9 protein-coding genes and 1 tRNA gene are annotated in these 17,424 nt (G+C 71.5%); 9 read left to right on the top strand and 1 reads right to left on the bottom strand.

Annotated elements, in window-relative coordinates; translation table 11 throughout:
• The first annotated feature begins 109 nt into the window (after window positions 1–109).
• Together JT723_RS13785 and JT723_RS13780 are read left to right on the top strand one after the other, a co-directional pair.
• Window positions 110–838, top strand: a complete 729-nt coding sequence (locus JT723_RS13785; RefSeq protein WP_205044854.1) for a DegT/DnrJ/EryC1/StrS family aminotransferase — start codon at window positions 110–112, stop codon at window positions 836–838.
• Window positions 839–942: 104 nt separating this feature from the next.
• Window positions 943–1,015 (top strand) — tRNA-Thr (locus JT723_RS13780).
• 87 nt (window positions 1,016–1,102) lie between these two features.
• On the opposite strand, the gene JT723_RS13775 is transcribed toward JT723_RS13780, so the two are convergent.
• Window positions 1,103–3,742, bottom strand: a complete 2,640-nt coding sequence (locus JT723_RS13775; protein WP_205044884.1) for a SpoIIE family protein phosphatase — start codon at window positions 3,740–3,742, stop codon at window positions 1,103–1,105.
• Between the two features lie 321 nt (window positions 3,743–4,063).
• On the opposite strand from JT723_RS13775, the gene JT723_RS13770 reads away from it, so the two are divergent.
• The 7 genes from JT723_RS13770 (at window position 4,064) to JT723_RS13740 (ending at window position 17,321) form a co-directional block, all read left to right on the top strand.
• Window positions 4,064–9,445: a HAMP domain-containing protein gene (locus JT723_RS13770; protein ID WP_205044853.1), complete on the top strand. Its 5,382-nt coding sequence runs from the start codon at window positions 4,064–4,066 to the stop codon at window positions 9,443–9,445.
• A gap of 235 nt (window positions 9,446–9,680) precedes the next feature.
• Window positions 9,681–10,367, top strand: coding sequence for a response regulator (locus JT723_RS13765; protein WP_205044852.1), 687 nt, complete (start codon window positions 9,681–9,683; stop codon window positions 10,365–10,367).
• A gap of 155 nt (window positions 10,368–10,522) precedes the next feature.
• On the top strand, window positions 10,523–13,243 hold the full coding sequence (locus tag JT723_RS13760) for an FtsK/SpoIIIE family DNA translocase (protein ID WP_205044851.1): 2,721 nt from the start codon (window positions 10,523–10,525) through the stop codon (window positions 13,241–13,243).
• A gap of 229 nt (window positions 13,244–13,472) precedes the next feature.
• Window positions 13,473–14,282 carry a helix-turn-helix domain-containing protein gene (locus tag JT723_RS13755; RefSeq protein ID WP_205044850.1) on the top strand — a complete coding sequence of 270 codons (810 nt, stop codon included), beginning with the start codon at window positions 13,473–13,475 and terminating at the stop codon, window positions 14,280–14,282.
• An 89-nt stretch (window positions 14,283–14,371) separates the two neighbouring features.
• Window positions 14,372–15,967, top strand: a complete 1,596-nt coding sequence (gene rimO, locus JT723_RS13750) for a 30S ribosomal protein S12 methylthiotransferase RimO (RefSeq protein WP_205044849.1) — start codon at window positions 14,372–14,374, stop codon at window positions 15,965–15,967.
• Window positions 15,964–16,800, top strand: a complete 837-nt coding sequence (gene pgsA / locus JT723_RS13745) for a CDP-diacylglycerol--glycerol-3-phosphate 3-phosphatidyltransferase (RefSeq protein ID WP_205044848.1) — start codon at window positions 15,964–15,966, stop codon at window positions 16,798–16,800. The genes rimO and pgsA overlap by 4 nt, the downstream gene beginning before the upstream one ends.
• A gap of 17 nt (window positions 16,801–16,817) precedes the next feature.
• On the top strand, window positions 16,818–17,321 hold the full coding sequence (locus JT723_RS13740; RefSeq protein ID WP_205044883.1) for a CinA family protein: 504 nt from the start codon (window positions 16,818–16,820) through the stop codon (window positions 17,319–17,321).
• The last annotated feature ends 103 nt before the right edge of the window (window positions 17,322–17,424 follow it).

Here is a 17,424-nt window from a genome sequence, read left to right as displayed (position 1 = left end):
CGAGTTTTGTCTCGGGGGCCGGGGCTTTTTTGCTGCCCGTTACCCGGTGTTCACGTCGTGCAGAGACTCTGGGCGCCCCGACAGGCGGAGGTGTGGAGACGTGCAGCAGATGACGACTGCCGGACGGCGGCACAGGATCGCTTCGGACACGACGGCCACCGCTCTGCGCGACGCGCTGGTGAAGCTGGGGATAGGGGCGGGCGACGAGGTCATCGTGCCGTCCTTCGGGCCGGGCGCGCCCGCCGATGCCGTACGACTGGCCGGTGCCGTACCGGTGTTCGCGGACATAGACCCGCGGACGTTCTGCCTGGACCCGGACGCGGTCGCGGCCGGCGTCACCTCACGGACCGCGGCCATAGTGCCGGTTCACGTGTTCGGGCACCCGGCGCCCATGTCGCAGCTCAACGAGCTGGCCGAGCGCCGCTCGCTGGCCGTGGTGGAAGAGGGCGCCGAGGGCGGGCGTGCGGAGGACACCGGAGCCGTCGCGCGGCGCCGGGCGCACGCGCGCTTCCTGGACTCGGCGTTGAAGGGGGTCATCGTGCCCTACACCGAGCCGGGGGCGCACCACCTCTACCACCGCTACACCGTGCGGATACCGGGCAACGGCCGGCCCGACAGGGACGCCTTCGCCGCCGCCCTGGCCGCCCGGGGGGTGCAGGCGACGGTGAGCGTGCCCGTACCGGTGCACCGGATGCCTGCGCACCGCTCGGGGGCCGTGCTGCCGCAGACGGAGCGGGTGGTAGCGGACACCCTGTCGCTGCCGGTGCACCCGGGTATCACGCAGCGGGAGTTGACGCACATGGCGGACACTTGCAACGCCCTGGGCGGGCTGATCTGAGCCCGTTCGACCCCGGCCCGGGCGGGAACTGAGCCGGGGCTCGGCAGAACCTCGGCCGAGTTTCCCGCACAGCCGTTCATGGGCTACGATCTTCCCGTCGACGCGCCCCAATAGCTCAGTCGGTAGAGCGTCTCCATGGTAAGGAGAAGGTCTACGGTTCGATTCCGTATTGGGGCTCTGACAAGGAAAGGCCTCCCGCCGTCGGCGGGAGGCCTTTCTGCATGTACGGGAAGAGCGGGGAGAAGGGGACACCGCCCGCCGCGGTCAGCTTTCCGGGAGGGCCGGCACCCGCATCGCGAGAATGGCCATGTCGTCCGAGGGCGCGTCGGAGGCGAAGCGTTCGACGGCGCGCTGGATACGTGCCGCGACCGCACCCGCCGTCAGGCCCGTACAGGTCGCCAGGACGTCCGCGAGGCCGTCGTCGCCGAGCATCCTGGTGCCCTCGCGGCGCTCGGTGACGCCGTCGGTGACGCAGAGCAGGACATCGCCCGGGTCCAGCGTGACGGACTGCTCGACGAGTTCCAGGTCGTCCATGACGCCCAGCAGCGGCTGCGGTTCGGCCGCGGGCTCCACCGTGCCGTCCGGGCGCAGCCGCAGCGGCAGCGGGTGGCCCGCGCAGACCATGCGCAGCACCGCACTGCCGTCGTGCTGCGGCCACAGCTCGCCGTAGAGCAGGGTCAGGAAGCGGCTGCGGGCGCCTTCGTCGAGGATGGCGGCGTTGAGGCGTTCCAGGACCGCGGGGCCGCCGAAGCCCTCGCGGGCCAGCAGGCGCAGGGCATGCCGGGCGAGGCCCGTGACCGCTGCAGCCTCGGGTCCCGTACCGCAGACGTCGCCGATGGCGAAGCCCCAGCAGCCGTCGCGGATCGGGAAGAGGTCGTAGAAGTCGCCGCCGACCTCGTTGCCCTCGCCTGCGGCGCGGTAGACGACTTCGACCTCGACGCCGGGGACCTGGGGCAGTTCCGGCGGGAGCAGGCTGCGCTGGAGGGCCTGGCTGATGGCGGTGCGCTCGCTGTAGAGGCGGGCGTTGTCCAGGGCGAGTGCGGCGCGGCGTGAGAGGTCCTCGGCCAGCTCCAGGATCTCCTGGCGGAAGCGCTCGTCCGAGGGTTTGCCGAGGGTGAGCATGCCGATGACGCGGTTGCGGGCGACCAGCGGCAGGACGACCGTCTCGCCGCCGACGGCCGCTGCCGTGGCAAGGGCCACGCCGGGGGTGCTGGGGGCACGCCCGGGGATCGTGCCCGAGCCGCTGGGGCCGACGCCCAGGCTGCGCAGGGAGGCGCGCAGGGCGCTGGAGTGCGCCGCGTCGGAGGGGGCGGTCCAGGCGCGTGCGCCGGGGGTGGGGTCCGGTTCGGGGGCGCGGACCTGGGAGAGCAGGGCCTTGATGCCGTCGATGCGGTCCTCGTCCTCGTGCAGGACGAAGGCCAGTTCGGGTTCCGACTGCTCGGCGATGGTGTAGACGGCGCACCAACTGGCCAGCGTGGGCACGGTCATCTGGGCCATCAGCGCGAGTGTCTGGTCGCGTTCCAGAGTGCCGGCCAGCAGGTCGGAGGCCTCGACGAGGAAGGACAGGGAGCCGCGGCGGAGCCTTTCCAGCTCGGTGAGCCGGGCGCTCTCGACGGCCAGGGCGATGCGGTCGGCCGCGAACTGCAGCCGCAGCGCCTCCTGGTTGGAGTAGCGGCCCGGCGCCTCTGCGGCCACCCCGAGGGACCCGGTGAGCCGGCCCTCGACCTTGAGCGGCACGGTGACGACCGAGCGCATCCCGGTGCCCGACAGCAGCGGTACGGCGCCGGGTACCGCCGTCAGGTCCTCGTGCACGGCCGGCATGCGGGCGCTGCCGTAGCGGCCGGTGCCGGCCTCGACGGGGACGCGGGCGAAGCGCTGGCGCGCGGAGGGCAGGCCGGTGGAGGCGCGTACTTCGAGTTCGGTCTCGTCGTCGGTGGCGAGCAGCAGGTAGGCGGCGTCGCCGTCGAGCATGTCGCGGGCGCGTTCGACGGTGCGCTGGAGCAGGCTGTCGAGGTCGTCGGGTGCGGGCGAGCCGATGAAGACCTCGAAGGCGTCGGCGTTCTTGCCGCGTTGGGCCAGGCCCGCGTCGGAGGGTGCGCTGCCGCGGGCCGGGGTCTGCAGGACGGCGCGCTCCTCGACGCGCACGAGCAGGCAGACGGTGGAGGGCTCGCCCGAGCTGTCGCGGACGCGCAGGTGGGAGCCGTAGACGGGCAGGACCCTGCCGTCGCTGTTGCGCAGCCCGTAGGTGCCTTCCCAGCGGGAGAGTTGGAGTGCCTCGGCCAGGCCGATGCCGGTGCCGGGGGTCTGCGGCCAGGCGGTGAAGTCGGCGAGCGACTTGCCGACGACGTCGTCGGCGGGGTGGCCGAAGAGGACGGCCGCGTCGTCGTTCCAGCGGGTGATGGCGCCGCGGCTGTCGACCTGGACGACGGCGACCCGCACCCGCTCGTCGGCGACGGGCAGGTCGGCGGCGGGCAGCAGCGGTCCCGCGGAGCGGGTTCCGGCGGGGCGCTCGGGCAGGTCGAGCTGGAACCAGACGTGTTTTCCCGCCGCCGTGTACTCCACGCCCCAGCGGCTGGCGAGGGCGGCGCACAGCAGCAGTCCGCGGCCGCCTTCGTGGTCGGGGTCGCGGTGCGTCCTGCCGCGGCCCTGCAGCGGCACCTCGCGCTCCGGGTAGTGGTCGGCGACCTCGACGCGTACGGCCGTCTCGTAGCGCAGGCAGCGCACGTCGGCGGCTGTTCCGGCGTGCACCACCGCGTTGGTGACCAGTTCGCTGGTCAGCACCACGGCGTCGTCCACGACGTCGGCGAAGCCCCAGCCGTGCAGGGTGTCGCGTACGAAGGCCCTGGCCACGGCGACCGACCGCCCCACCGGTTCGAAGCTGGCCGATGCCCGAGCCGTGATCACGGATCTCCTCTTGACGGTTTCGGTGGTGTCCCGCAGCAGGTGCCGGGTCGCGCCACGTTCGGTCTCCCGCCCGTGCACCGTGCGTCGTACTGCCATCAGGCAAGGCTAGTGCGTAGCGCCCCGGGCGTCAGTTGCGGCTGTCAAACCGGAACGTGCCTTGCCGGATGCGCTGTGTGCACGGCGGGCCGCCGGTGCCTAGCGCCAACGAGGTCGCCGTGCACGGGTTACGCAGGATGTTGTCGGCCCGGTAGGTGAAGGTGGAAGACTGGAGGCGCCTAGGTCAGGTACATGCAGGTCGATCGACCCTCCAGGAGGGACACGGTGGAGTCTGGCGCATCGGCGCGGGGCGCAGTCACGCGTACGAAGAACGGGCGTTCCCGGGCCGGCGGGACCGTAGAGGTCGATTCTGCCGCGCTCACCAAGCTGCTCGCCGCGCTTGCCGCGATGCGGGACGGCAATTTCCGCCGGCGTCTGACGGTGACCGGGGACGGGGTGATGGCGGAGGTCGCCGCCGTCTTCAACGAGGTCGCCGACCGCAACCAGCACCTCACGGGCGAGTTGGCGCGGGTGCGCCGGGTCGTCGGCCGCGAGGGCAAGCTCACCGAGCGGCTGGAGACCGGTGCCTGCGAGGGTGCGTGGGCTGCGGCCATCGAGGCCTCGAACGCCCTGGTGGACGACCTGGTGCGGCCGGTGTCCGAGGTGGGCCGGGTGCTGTCGGCGGTGGCCGAGGGCGACCTGGAGCAGCGCATGGACCTGCGTGCGCAGAATCCCGACGGGTCCGCGCACCCGCTGCGCGGCGAGTTCCTCAAGGTCGGCCGTACGGTCAACGGCCTGGTCGACCAGCTGTCGGCGTTCACCGACGAGGTGACCCGGGTGGCCAGCGAGGTCGGCACCGAGGGCAAGCTCGGCGGTCAGGCGAAGGTCCGCGGCATGGCGGGGTCCTGGAAGGACCTGACGGACTCCGTCAACACCATGGCGTACCGGCTCACCGCGCAGGTCCGCGACATCGCGATGGTGACGAACGCGGTCCTCAAGGGCGACCTGTCACGCAAGGTCACCGTGCATGTCGCGGGCGAGATGCAGGAGCTGAAGAACACCGTCAACACGATGGTGGACCAGCTCTCCTCGTTCTCCTCCGAGGTGACCCGGGTCGCCCGGGAGGTCGGCACCGAGGGCGAACTGGGCGGCCAGGCGCAGGTGCCGGGCGTGGCCGGGGTGTGGAAGGACCTCACCGACTCGGTGAACCTGATGGCCGGCAACCTGACGGCCCAGGTGCGGGACATCGCGCAGGTGACCACGGCGGTCGCGAACGGCGACCTGACGCAGAAGATCACCATCGGCGCGCGCGGCGAGGTCGCGCAGCTCGCCGAGACGATCAACGCGATGACCGAGACGCTGCGAACCTTCGCCGACGAGGTGACCCGGGTCGCCGGTGAGATCGGCGCCGAGGGCCAGCTCGGCGGTCAGGCGCAGGTGCCTGGTGCGGCGGGCACGTGGAAGGACCTCACCGACTCGGTGAACACCGCCTTCCGCAACCTGACGGCCCAGGTGCGTGACATCGCGCAGGTCACGACCGCGGTCGCGGGCGGCGACCTGTCGCAGAAGGTCACGGTCGACGTCTCCGGCGAGATGCTGGAGCTGAAGAACACCGTCAACACGATGGTCGACCAGCTGTCGGCCTTCGGCGCCGAGGTGACGCGGGTGGCCCGCGAGGTCGGCGTCGAGGGCATCCTGGGCGGTCAGGCGCAGGTGCCGGGTGCGGCGGGGACGTGGAAGGACCTCACCGACTCGGTGAACACCGCCTTCCGCAACCTGACCGGCCAGGTCCGCAACATCGCGCAGGTCACCACGGCGGTCGCCAACGGCGACCTGTCGCAGAAGGTCACCGTCGACGTCTCCGGCGAGATGCTGGAGCTGAAGAACACCGTGAACCGGATGGTCGACCAGCTCGGCTCCTTCGCGGCCCAGGTGACCCGGATGGCCACCGACGTGGGCACCGAGGGCCGGCTGGGCGGCCAGGCGCGGGTGGACGGGGTCAGCGGCACCTGGAAGGACCTCACGGACTCCGTCAACTTCATGGCGGGCAACCTGACCAGCCAGGTGCGGCAGATCGCCCAGGTGACCACGGCGGTCGCGCGCGGCGACCTGTCGCAGAAGATCGACGTGGACGCGCGCGGGGAGATCCTGGAGCTGAAGAACACCATCAACACGATGGTGGACCAGCTGTCCTCCTTCGCCGAGCAGGTGACGCGGGTGGCCCGCGAGGTGGGCACCGACGGGCGGCTGGGCGGGCAGGCGCAGGTGCCGGGCGTCGCCGGTGTGTGGCGCGACCTGACCGACTCGGTGAACTTCATGGCGGGCAACCTGACCGGCCAGGTGCGCAACATCGCGCAGGTCGCGACGGCGGTCGCGCGCGGCGACCTGTCGCAGAAGATCGACGTGGACGCGCGCGGGGAGATCCTGGAGCTGAAGAACACCCTCAACACGATGGTGGACCAGCTCTCGTCGTTCGCCGAGCAGGTCACCAGGGTCGCGCGCGAGGTGGGCACCGAGGGCATCCTGGGCGGCCAGGCGGAGGTCAAGGGTGTCAGCGGCACCTGGAAGGACCTCACGCAGTCCGTCAACTTCATGGCCAACAACCTGACCAGCCAGGTGCGCAACATCGCCGACGTGACCAGCGCGGTCGCCCAGGGCGACCTGTCGCGGAAGATCACCGTCGACGCCAAGGGCGAGATCCTGGCGCTGGTCACCACCGTGAACACGATGGTGGACACCCTGTCGGCGTTCGGCGACGAGGTGACCCGGGTGGCCCGCGAGGTGGGCACCGAAGGCCAGCTCGGCGGGCAGGCGCGGGTCCGCGACGCGTCCGGCATCTGGAAGGACCTCACGGACAACGTCAACCTGATGGCGGGCAACCTGACCAGCCAGGTGCGGTCGATCTCCTCGGTGGCCACCGCCGTCGCCAACGGCGACCTGACCAAGAAGATCACCGTGGACGCGCGCGGCGAGGTCGCGCAGCTCGCGGAGACCATCAACACGATGGTGGACACGCTGTCGGCGTTCGGTGACGAGGTGACCCGGGTGGCCCGCGAGGTGGGCACCGAGGGCATCCTGGGCGGCCAGGCGCGCGTGCCGGGCGTCAGCGGCACCTGGAAGGACCTCACCGAGTCCGTCAACGGCATGGCGTCCAACCTGACGGGCCAGGTGCGGCAGATCGCCCAGGTGACCACGGCGGTGGCCCGCGGTGACCTGTCCAAGAAGATCGACGTGGACGCGCGCGGGGAGATCCTGGAGCTGAAGACCACCATCAACACGATGGTGGGCCAGCTGTCCGCCTTCGGTGACGAGGTCACCAGGGTCGCGCGCGAGGTGGGTACGGAGGGCAGGCTCGGCGGCCAGGCGCGCGTGCCGGGCGTCAGCGGCATCTGGAAGGACCTGACCGAGTCCGTCAACCTGATGGCCAACAACCTGACCAGCCAGGTCCGCAACATCGCCCAGGTCGCCACCGCCGTGACCCGCGGCGACCTCAACCTGCGCATCGACGTGGACGCGGCGGGCGAGATCCTGGAGCTGCAGGACTACATCAACACCATGATCGTCCGGCTCCGCGAGACCACGCTCGCCAACAAGGAGCAGGACTGGCTCAAGGGCAACCTGGCGCGTATCTCCGGTCTGATGCAGGGCCGCCGGGACCTCGGCGACGTGGCCGCGCTGATCATGAGCGAACTGACCCCCGTGGTCTCCGCGCAGCACGGCGCCTTCTTCCTCGCCGAGGACACCACGGAGGTCGGCGAGGAGTACGAGCTGCGGCTGCGCGGCAGTTACGGCTTCTCGCGCAAGACCATGTCGACGGTCTTCCTGCCGGGCGAGGGGCTTATCGGGCAGGCCGCGGTGGAGAAGCGGTCGATCCTCATCGAGCATGTCCCGCCGGGTTATCTGAAGATCACCTCGGGGCTGGGCGACGCCCCGCCGTCGCATGTGATCGTGCTGCCGGTGCTGTTCGAGGGCCGGGTGCTCGGCGTCATCGAGCTGGCCGCCTTCCAGCCCTTCACGCAGATCCAGAAGGACTTCCTCAACCAGATCACCGACATCATCGCGATCAGCGTCAACACGATCAGCGTCAACACCAAGACCGAGGGCCTGCTCAAGCAGTCCCAGGAGCTGACCGAGCAGCTCCAGGAGCGCTCGGCCGAGCTGGAGAACCGGCAGCGGGCGCTGCAGCTGTCCAACGCTGAGCTGGAGGAGAAGGCGGAGCTGCTGGCCCGGCAGAACCGCGACATCGAGGTCAAGAACACCGAGATCGAGGAGGCCCGGCAGGTCCTGGAGGAGCGCGCCGAGCAGCTCGCGGTCTCGATGCGCTACAAGTCGGAGTTCCTCGCCAACATGTCGCACGAGCTGCGCACCCCGCTCAACTCGCTGCTGATCCTGGCGAAGCTGCTGGCCGACAACGCCGACGGCAACCTCTCGCCCAAGCAGGTCGAGTTCGCCGAGACCATCCACGGCGCCGGCTCGGACCTGCTGCAGCTGATCAACGACATCCTGGACCTGTCCAAGGTCGAGGCCGGCAAGATGGACGTCTCGCCGACCCGTATCGCCCTGGTGCAGCTGGTCGACTACGTGGAGGCGACCTTCCGGCCGCTGACCGCGGAGAAGGGCCTGGACTTCTCGGTGCGGGTCTCGCCGGAACTCCCGGTCACCCTGCACACCGACGAGCAGCGGCTGCTCCAGGTGCTGCGCAACCTGCTGTCGAACGCGGTGAAGTTCACCGACAGCGGCTCGGTGGAGCTGGTCATCAGGCCGGCGGGCAACGAGGTGCCGCAGTCGATCCGCGAGCAGCTGCTGGAGGCCGGCACGCTGCGCGAGCCCGACCAGCCGCTGATCGCGTTCTCGGTGACCGACACGGGCATCGGCATCGCGGCCGGCAAGATGCGGGTGATCTTCGAGGCGTTCAAGCAGGCCGACGGCACCACCAGCCGCAAGTACGGCGGTACGGGCCTGGGCCTGTCGATCAGCCGGGAGATCGCCCGGCTGCTCGGCGGCGAGATCCACGCGGACAGCCAGCCCGGCCGCGGCTCGACGTTCACGCTGTATCTGCCGCTGAGCCTCGGCGAGGTCCCGCAGGCGCTGCCGCAGCTGCCGCCCGGCACGGGCGACCAGGAGGCCGCCTCCCGTACTCGCAGCCCCGGCAGCAGCCTGGCGAGGCTGCGCCGCCGCTCGGCCCAGCAGCCGGCCCAGCTGCCGGCCGCCCAGGCGCAGAACGGCGCCGCGCAGGAGGCGTGGCCCGAGGAGAGCCAGCCGCCCTCCTACTCGGGCTTCTCCGGCGGTTTCAGCGGCGAGAAGGTGCTGATCGTCGACGACGACATCCGCAACGTCTTCGCCCTCACCAGCGTCCTGGAGCAGCACGGCCTGACGGTGCTGTACGCCGAGAACGGCCGGGAGGGCATCGAGGTGCTCGAGCAGTACGACGACATCGCGATCGTGCTGATGGACATCATGATGCCGGAGATGGACGGCTACGCCACGACGACGGCGATCCGCAAGATGCCGCAGTTCGCGGGGCTGCCGATCATCGCGCTGACCGCGAAGGCCATGAAGGGCGACCGGGAGAAGAGCATCGAGTCGGGAGCGTCGGACTATGTCGCCAAACCGGTGGACACCGACCACCTGCTGACGCTGATGGAGGAGTGGATGCACGCCCGCTGACGAAGAAAAGTTGAAGTTTTACCAACTCATGCGTCTGACGGGGTGTGAGGACGAGAGGATCAGGGAACCTTCTCGTCTCCGCCAGCGTTTTCGGTGTGTGGTGAGTGACGTGGCGGTGACAGGGTGTGGCGAACGGCGGGGTGCGGCTACCATGACCGGCACAAGGACGGGCGGCGCGACGGAGTCGTCCCCGGGGGCGGCGACCGGTGTGATGCCGGGGCGAGGAGGGCGGGCCATGGTGCAGAAGGCCAAGATCCTCCTGGTCGATGACCGGCCGGAGAATCTGCTGGCGCTGGAGGCGATTCTCTCGGCGCTCGATCAGACTCTGGTCAGGGCATCGTCCGGGGAGGAGGCGCTCAAAGCGCTGCTCACCGACGATTTCGCGGTGATCCTGCTCGATGTCCAGATGCCGGGCATGGACGGGTTCGAGACCGCGGCGCACATCAAGCGGCGGGAGCGGACCCGGGACATCCCGATCATCTTCCTGACCGCGATCAACCACGGCCCGCACCACACCTTCCGGGGTTACGCGGCGGGCGCGGTCGACTACATCTCCAAGCCGTTCGACCCGTGGGTGCTGCGGGCCAAGGTGTCGGTCTTCGTCGACCTGTACATGAAGAACTGCCAGCTGCGTGAGCAGGCGGGACTGCTGCGGCTCCAGCTGGAGCAGGGCCTGCCCTCGGGGGCGGAGTCCAACGGCTCGAAGGAGCCGGCCGGCCTGCTGGCCGAGCTGTCGGCGCGGCTCGCGGCGGTCGAGGAGCAGGCCGAGGCGCTGAGCAAACAGCTCGGCGAGTCCGCCGACGCGGCGGCCGTGGCCACCGCTGCCCACCTGGAGCGCAAGCTGACCGGTCTGCGCCGGGCGCTGGACGCGCTGGAGCCGGGCAGCGGCGGGAGTATCGTGCGGCAGGCCACCGGGGACTGACCCCGCGGGGTGCGGTGAGTACGGGTCCGGTCCGCGGGGGGCCGGACAACGCCGGTTGACGCCACGTCAACGCCGTGGCGGCGGCGGCCCGACACGAACGGGCGTATCCGCAAGCACGCGTGTTCCCCGATCACAAGGGCGGTAACCTCGGCACCATGGCCCCACGTACGTCCGGCACCGCCAAGAAAGCCCCGGCGAAGCCTGCGGCCAAGAAGTCCGCCGCGAAGAAGCCCGCGGCGAAGAGCGCCGCCGCCAAACCGCCCGCCAAGAAGGCGACAGCGGCGGCCAAACCCGCGCCCAAACCGGCCCCTTCGCCGACCAGCGGCATCTACCGGATGTTCCGCGCCCTGTGGCTGGGCGTGGCGCACACCGTCGGCGCGGTCTTCCGGGGTATAGGACGCGGCGCCCGCGGCCTGGACCCCGCGCACCGCAAGGACGGCCTCGGCCTGCTGCTGCTCGGCCTGACCCTGGTGGTCGCGGCCGGCACCTGGTCCAACCTCCAGGGACCGGTCGGCGACCTGGTCGAGATGCTCGTCACCGGCGCCTTCGGCCGGCTCGACCTGCTGGTGCCGCTGCTGCTCGGGGCGGTCGCGGTGCGCCTGATGCGGCACCCCGAGCAGCCCGAGGCCAACGGCCGGATCGTGATCGGCCTGTCCGCCCTGGTCATCGGCGCCCTCGGGCTGATCCACCTGGCCTGCGGCTCACCGACCCGCAGCGACGGCGCCACGGCCCTGCGCGACGCCGGCGGCCTGATCGGCTGGGCCGCCGCCGCCCCGCTGGTCTCCACCGTCGGCAGCTTCCTGGCCGCCCCGCTGCTGCTGCTCGTGACCGCCTTCGGCCTGCTGGTCGTCACCGCCACCCCGGTCGCCGCCGTACCGACCCGGCTGCGGGCCGCCGGTGCACGACTCGGCCTCTACGCCCCGCCGCCGGATCCGGACGCGGTGCCGCTGGAGGACTTCTTCGACGCCGACGAGCCGGACGCGCTGCCCGGCCGCCGGGACGACGAGGACGAGTCACCGGTCCGACGGCTTCCCACCCGCTTCTCCAAGACGTCCGACGAGCCCTACGACGTCGACAGCGACCTGGGCGCCGACGGACTGCCGGCAGGCGACGAGCCCAAGCCGCGCCGCAGACCCCGCCGCCGCCCCGAGGCGCTGCCCGCGGGCGCCCAGGCACCCGACGCGGTGGACGTGGCGGCGGCGGCCGCGGCGGCACTGGACGGCGCGGTCCTGCACGGGCTGCAGCCCTCGCCGCTGGTCGCCGACCTGACCACCGGGATCAAGAAGCCGGTGCCGGCCGCCCGCGCCGAGGAGGACACCGGCTCCGGCGTCCCCGACCTCACCAAGCAGTCCGCCGACCCCGGCGAGCCGCTGCCGCCGCGGGCCGAGCAGCTGCAGCTGTCCGGCGACATCACCTACGCGCTGCCCTCGCTCGACCTGCTGGAGCGCGGCGGCCCCGGACGTACCCGCAGTGCCGCGAACGACGCGGTGGTCGCCTCGCTGAGCCAGGTCTTCAAGGAGTTCAAGGTCGACGCGGTCGTCACCGGCTTCACCCGCGGCCCGACGGTCACCCGCTACGAGGTGGAGCTGGGCGCCGCGGTCAAGGTCGAGCGGATCACCGCACTGGCCAAGAACATCGCTTACTCGGTGGCCAGCCCCGACGTGCGGATCATCAGCCCCATCCCCGGCAAGTCCGCGGTCGGCATCGAGATCCCCAACAGCGACCGCGAGATGGTCAACCTCGGCGACGTGCTGCGCTCGGCGGAGGCCGCGGGCGAGGACCACCCGATGGAGGTCGCCCTCGGCAAGGACGTCGAGGGCGGCTACGTGATGGCCAACCTCGCCAAGATGCCGCACGTCCTGGTGGCCGGCGCCACCGGCTCCGGCAAGTCGTCCTGCATCAACTGCCTGATCACCTCGGTGATGGCCCGCGCCACCCCGGACGAGGTCCGTATGGTGCTGGTCGACCCCAAGCGCGTCGAGCTGACCGCGTACGAGGGCATCCCGCACCTCATCACCCCGATCATCACCAACCCCAAGCGGGCCGCCGAGGCCCTGCAGTGGGTGGTGCGCGAGATGGACCTGCGCTACGACGACCTGGCCGCGTACGGCTTCCGGCACATCGACGACTTCAACGCGGCGGTGCGCTCGGGCAAGGCCAGGACCCCTGAGGGCAGCGAGCGCGAGCTGACGCCGTACCCGTACCTGCTGGTGATCGTCGACGAGCTGGCCGACCTGATGATGGTCGCGCCGCGCGACGTCGAGGACTCGATCGTGCGCATCACCCAGCTGGCCAGGGCCGCCGGCATCCACCTGGTGCTCGCCACCCAGCGGCCCAGCGTCGACGTCGTCACCGGCCTGATCAAGGCCAACGTGCCGTCCCGGCTGGCCTTCGCGACCTCCTCGCTGGCCGACAGCCGGGTCATCCTGGACCAGCCGGGGGCCGAGAAGCTCATCGGGAAGGGCGACGGGCTGTTCCTGCCGATGGGCGCGAACAAGCCGATCCGCATGCAGGGCGCCTTCGTCACCGAGGAGGAGATCGCCAAGGTCGTCGACCACTGCAAAGCGCAGCTCACCCCCTCCTACCGCACCGACGTCACCGTCGGCAGCGGCCCGAAGAAGGAGATCGACGAGGAGATCGGCGACGACCTGGACCTGTTGTGCCAGGCCGCCGAGTTGGTGGTCTCCACACAGTTCGGCTCGACCTCGATGCTCCAGCGCAAACTGCGTGTGGGATTCGCCAAGGCGGGCAGGCTGATGGACCTGATGGAGTCGCGCGGCATCGTCGGCCCCAGCGAGGGGTCCAAGGCGCGCGACGTGATGGTGAAGGCGGACGAGCTGGACGGAGTGCTCACCGAGATCCGCGGCGGGGCGTGAAAGCGACCCCGGGACGGCCGTTCGCGACGGGCGTGATCGCGACACGCGGACGGTGGGCGAAAGCGGTCGGATTTTCCGGGCAACCGTTTGATCTGTTCGTACGTCAACTTCGGCAGGGAGGACGACATCCTGATGGCGGACAGAAACCGGCCGTCCGCTTGCCCACCGTTTTCCTGCCCCCCCTAGACTGAACTCCCAGCAGGCGGCTGCACGCTCGAAAGGCGCCCTCGTGTCCATCGGCAATACGCCCACCGAAGACCGGCCTTCGGTCGGTCATGCCCTCGCCCAGGCCCGCATCGCCGCCGGGCTCTCCATCGACGAGGTCAGCACCAGTACCCGGGTGCGCGTCCCCATCGTGCAGTCGATCGAGCAGGACGACTTCTCCCGCTGCGGCGGCGACGTCTACGCCCGCGGCCACATCCGCACGCTCGCCCGCGCCGTCGGCCTCGACCCCGAGCCGCTGATCGCACAGTACGCGGCCGAGCACGGTACGGAGGTCGTGGCGGCCCCGGTCGCACCGCTCTACTCGGCCGAGAAGATCCGCTCCGAGCCGCGCCGGCCCAACTGGACCGCGGCCATGGTCGCGGCCATCGTCGCCGTCATCGGCTTCGTCGGGTACACCGCCTTCACCGGCAACGACAACGGGAACGGCGCGAAGGCCGACCCCGCCCCGCCGACCCCGAGCAGCACCGCCACGACGCCCACCACCCAGACCACGCAGGGCACCCTGCCGCCGACCCCCGACCCGACGGGCAGCGCCATCGCGGCCGCCCCGCCCGGCAAGGTCACGGTCAAGATCAGCGCCGAGGGCGGCGTCAGCTGGGTGCAGGCCACCGACCACAACGGCAAGCGGCTCTTCCAGGGCTCGCTGAAGAAGGGCGACTCGCAGACCTTCACCGACGACAAGAAGATCAAGCTGGTCGTCGGCAACGCGGGCGCGGTGCAGCTCTTCGTCAACGGCAAGGACCTGGGTGCGGCCGGTGACGACGGCCAGGTGGTGCGCCTGACCTACACCCCAGGGGACCCGACCCAGGGCTAGGACATGCCGGCGCCGGGCCCCGCGAGGGGTTCCGGCCATCGGCGGCCGAGGCGCGAGGGGTGCGAGAAGGCAGCGGGTAGTCTGAGTGCATGCCCGAAACCCGTACCGTCGCCCTTGTCACGCTCGGATGCGCCCGTAACGAAGTGGACTCCGAAGAGCTCGCCGGCCGGCTGGCGGCGGACGGTTGGCGACTGGTCGAGGACGCGGCGGACGCCGACGTGGCTGTCGTCAACACCTGCGGCTTCGTCGAGGCGGCCAAGAAGGACTCCGTGGACGCCCTCCTGGAGGCCAACGACCTCAAGGACCACGGCCGCACCCAGGCCGTCGTCGCTGTCGGCTGCATGGCCGAGCGGTACGGCAAGGAGTTGGCCGACGCGCTGCCGGAAGCCGACGGCGTGCTCGGCTTCGACGACTACGCCGACATCTCCGAGCGGCTGCGGACCATCCTGGCCGGCGGCGTCCACGCCCCGCACACCCCGCGCGACCGGCGCAAGCTGCTGCCGATCACCCCCGCGGAACGCCAGGCGTCAACCGTGGCACTGCCGGGTCACGCGCAAGAGGTTCACCCGAACGGTGGCTTGTCGCCGGCAGGGCAGGGTGCCGCGGCGGACGGCGGGCCGGCCGTGGACCTCGCGGACCTGCCCGAGGGCGTCGCGCCCGCGTCAGGCCCGCGCGCACCGCTCCGGCGGCGGCTGGACTCCGGGCCCGTCGCCTCGGTGAAGCTCGCCTCCGGCTGCGACCGGCGCTGCACCTTCTGCGCGATCCCGTCCTTCCGCGGCTCCTTCATCTCCCGCCGCCCCTCCGACGTCCTCGGCGAGGCCCGCTGGCTGGCCACCCAGGGCGTCAGCGAGGTGATGCTGGTCAGCGAGAACAACACCTCCTACGGCAAGGACCTCGGCGACATCCGGCTGCTGGAGACGCTGCTGCCGGAGCTGGCGGCCGTGGACGGCATCGAACGGGTCAGGGTCAGCTACCTGCAGCCCGCCGAGATGCGCCCCGGGCTCATCGACGTGCTGACCTCCACACCCGGCGTGGTGCCGTACTTCGACCTGTCCTTCCAGCACTCGGCGCCCGCGGTGCTGCGGGCCATGCGGCGCTTCGGCGACACCGAGCGCTTCCTCGACCTGCTCGCCTCGATCCGCGCCAAGGCGCCCTCCGCGGGCGTCCGCTCCAACTTCATCGTCGGCTTCCCCGGCGAGACCGAGGACGACCTGGCCGAGCTCGAACGCTTCCTGAGCGCCGCCCGGCTCGATGCGATCGGGGTGTTCGGCTACTCCGACGAGGACGGCACCGAGGCGGCCGGCTACGACGGCAAGCTGGACGACGACGTGGTCGCCGCACGGCTGGCCCGGGTCTCCCGGCTCGCGGAGGAGCTGACCGCGCAGCGCGCGGAGGAGCGGCTCGGGGACACCGTCCGGGTGCTGGTCGAGGCGGTGGACGAGGAGACCGGCGAGGTCACCGGCCGCGCCGACCACCAGGCGCCCGAGACGGACGGCCAGGTCATGCTGTTCTGCGACGACGAGACCTGGCAGCCGAGGCCCGGGAGCTACGTGACCGCGAAGGTGACCGGGACGCGGGGCGTGGACCTGGTCGCGGAACCGCTCGGCGGGGCCGCCTCCGTCGGCGCTCCCGCCTCGCCGGGCGACGACGCGGCCGCGGCGGGACCGGCGGTGGTGGGCAGATGAGCGGAGCCCCCGCGCCGGCCGCGTCCCCTTCCCCCTCTTCCTCCTCATCGTCTTCTTCCTCCTCGTCCTCCTCGGCCTCCCCGAACGGGGCCGGCACACCGCAGGAGACGGCGTCGGGCACGGGCGCGGCAGGTGCCACCGTCGCGCCCGCCTCGCTCGTCGACCCGGTCGCGGACAGCGCTCAGGCGGCTGACTCCGGGGCGGGCAAGGCCGGCCTGTGGAACATCGCCAACCTGCTGACCATGACGCGGCTGGTGCTGGTCCCCGGCTTCGTGCTGCTGCTCGTGCACGGCGACGGGCAGGACCCGAAGTGGCGCTCCTTCGCGTGGGCGGCCTTCGCCATCGCGATGATCACCGACCTCTTCGACGGCGAGCTGGCCAGGCGCTACGGGCTGGTCACCGACTTCGGCAAGATCGCCGACCCGATCGCCGACAAGGCGATCATGGGGGCGGCGCTCGTCGGCCTGTCGGCGCTGGGCGACCTGCCGTGGTGGGTCACCGCGGTGATCCTCTTCCGTGAGCTGGGCATCACGCTGATGCGGTTCTGGGTGATCAGACACGGGGTGATCCCGGCGAGCCGGGGAGGCAAGCTCAAGACGCTCACCCAGGGCGTCGCGGTCGGCATGTACATCCTGGTGCTCACCGGTCCGCTGGCCAGCACCCGCGCCTGGCTGATGGCGCTCGCGGTGCTGCTCACGGTGGTGACCGGGCTCGACTACGTACGGCAGGCCGTCGTGCTGCGCCGGGCCGGTCTGGCCGCGGAGCGGAAGGCGGCGGGGGAGGCCGCCCGGGAGGCCGCCGAGCCCTCGGGCGGGCCGGAGCAGGGCGTATGACGGCCGCAGCGGACGATATGGCGGCGTCGGCCGCGTCGGCGGCGGCCTCGGCCGTCGAGGCGCTGGGGCTGTTGGAGGGGCGGGGCGCCACGCTGGCGGTCGCCGAGTCGCTGACCGGCGGCCTGCTGGCCGCCGAGCTGACCGGGGTGCCCGGTGCGTCCCGCAGCTTCCGCGGGTCCGTCACGGCGTATGCGACCGTGCTCAAGCAGGAGCTGCTCGGCGTGGACGGCGCCCTGCTTGCCGAGCGGGGAGCGGTGGACGCACAGGTGGCGCGCGAGATGGCCGAGGGCGTACGCCGGCGGCTCGGCGCGGACTGGGGTGCCGCCACCACCGGCGTCGCGGGCCCGGAACCGCAGGACGGGCAGCCGGTGGGCACCGTCTTCGTGGCGGTGGCCGGTCCCGGCGGGGCCTGCGAGGTCACAGCGCTGCGGCTGGCCGGGGACCGCGCCGCCATCCGCGGGGCATCCGTCGCGGCCGTGCTCGATCTGCTGGTCGGACAACTTCGGAAGGTCTCCGAATAACCGGCCCGGTGTGCGTTCAGCGGCGGAGTACAGGGAAGAACACCGGGGGGGCGGGATGTTTGCAGCCCTGAGTGAACACGTCTTTGCTCCCCGCACGGCCGGT

It is taken from the genome of Actinacidiphila bryophytorum (assembly GCF_016916835.1).
Lineage (GTDB): Bacteria > Actinomycetota > Actinomycetes > Streptomycetales > Streptomycetaceae > Actinacidiphila > Actinacidiphila bryophytorum.
Note: the sequence above shows the minus strand (reverse complement) of the source record. Positions and strands in the feature narration are given on the sequence as shown.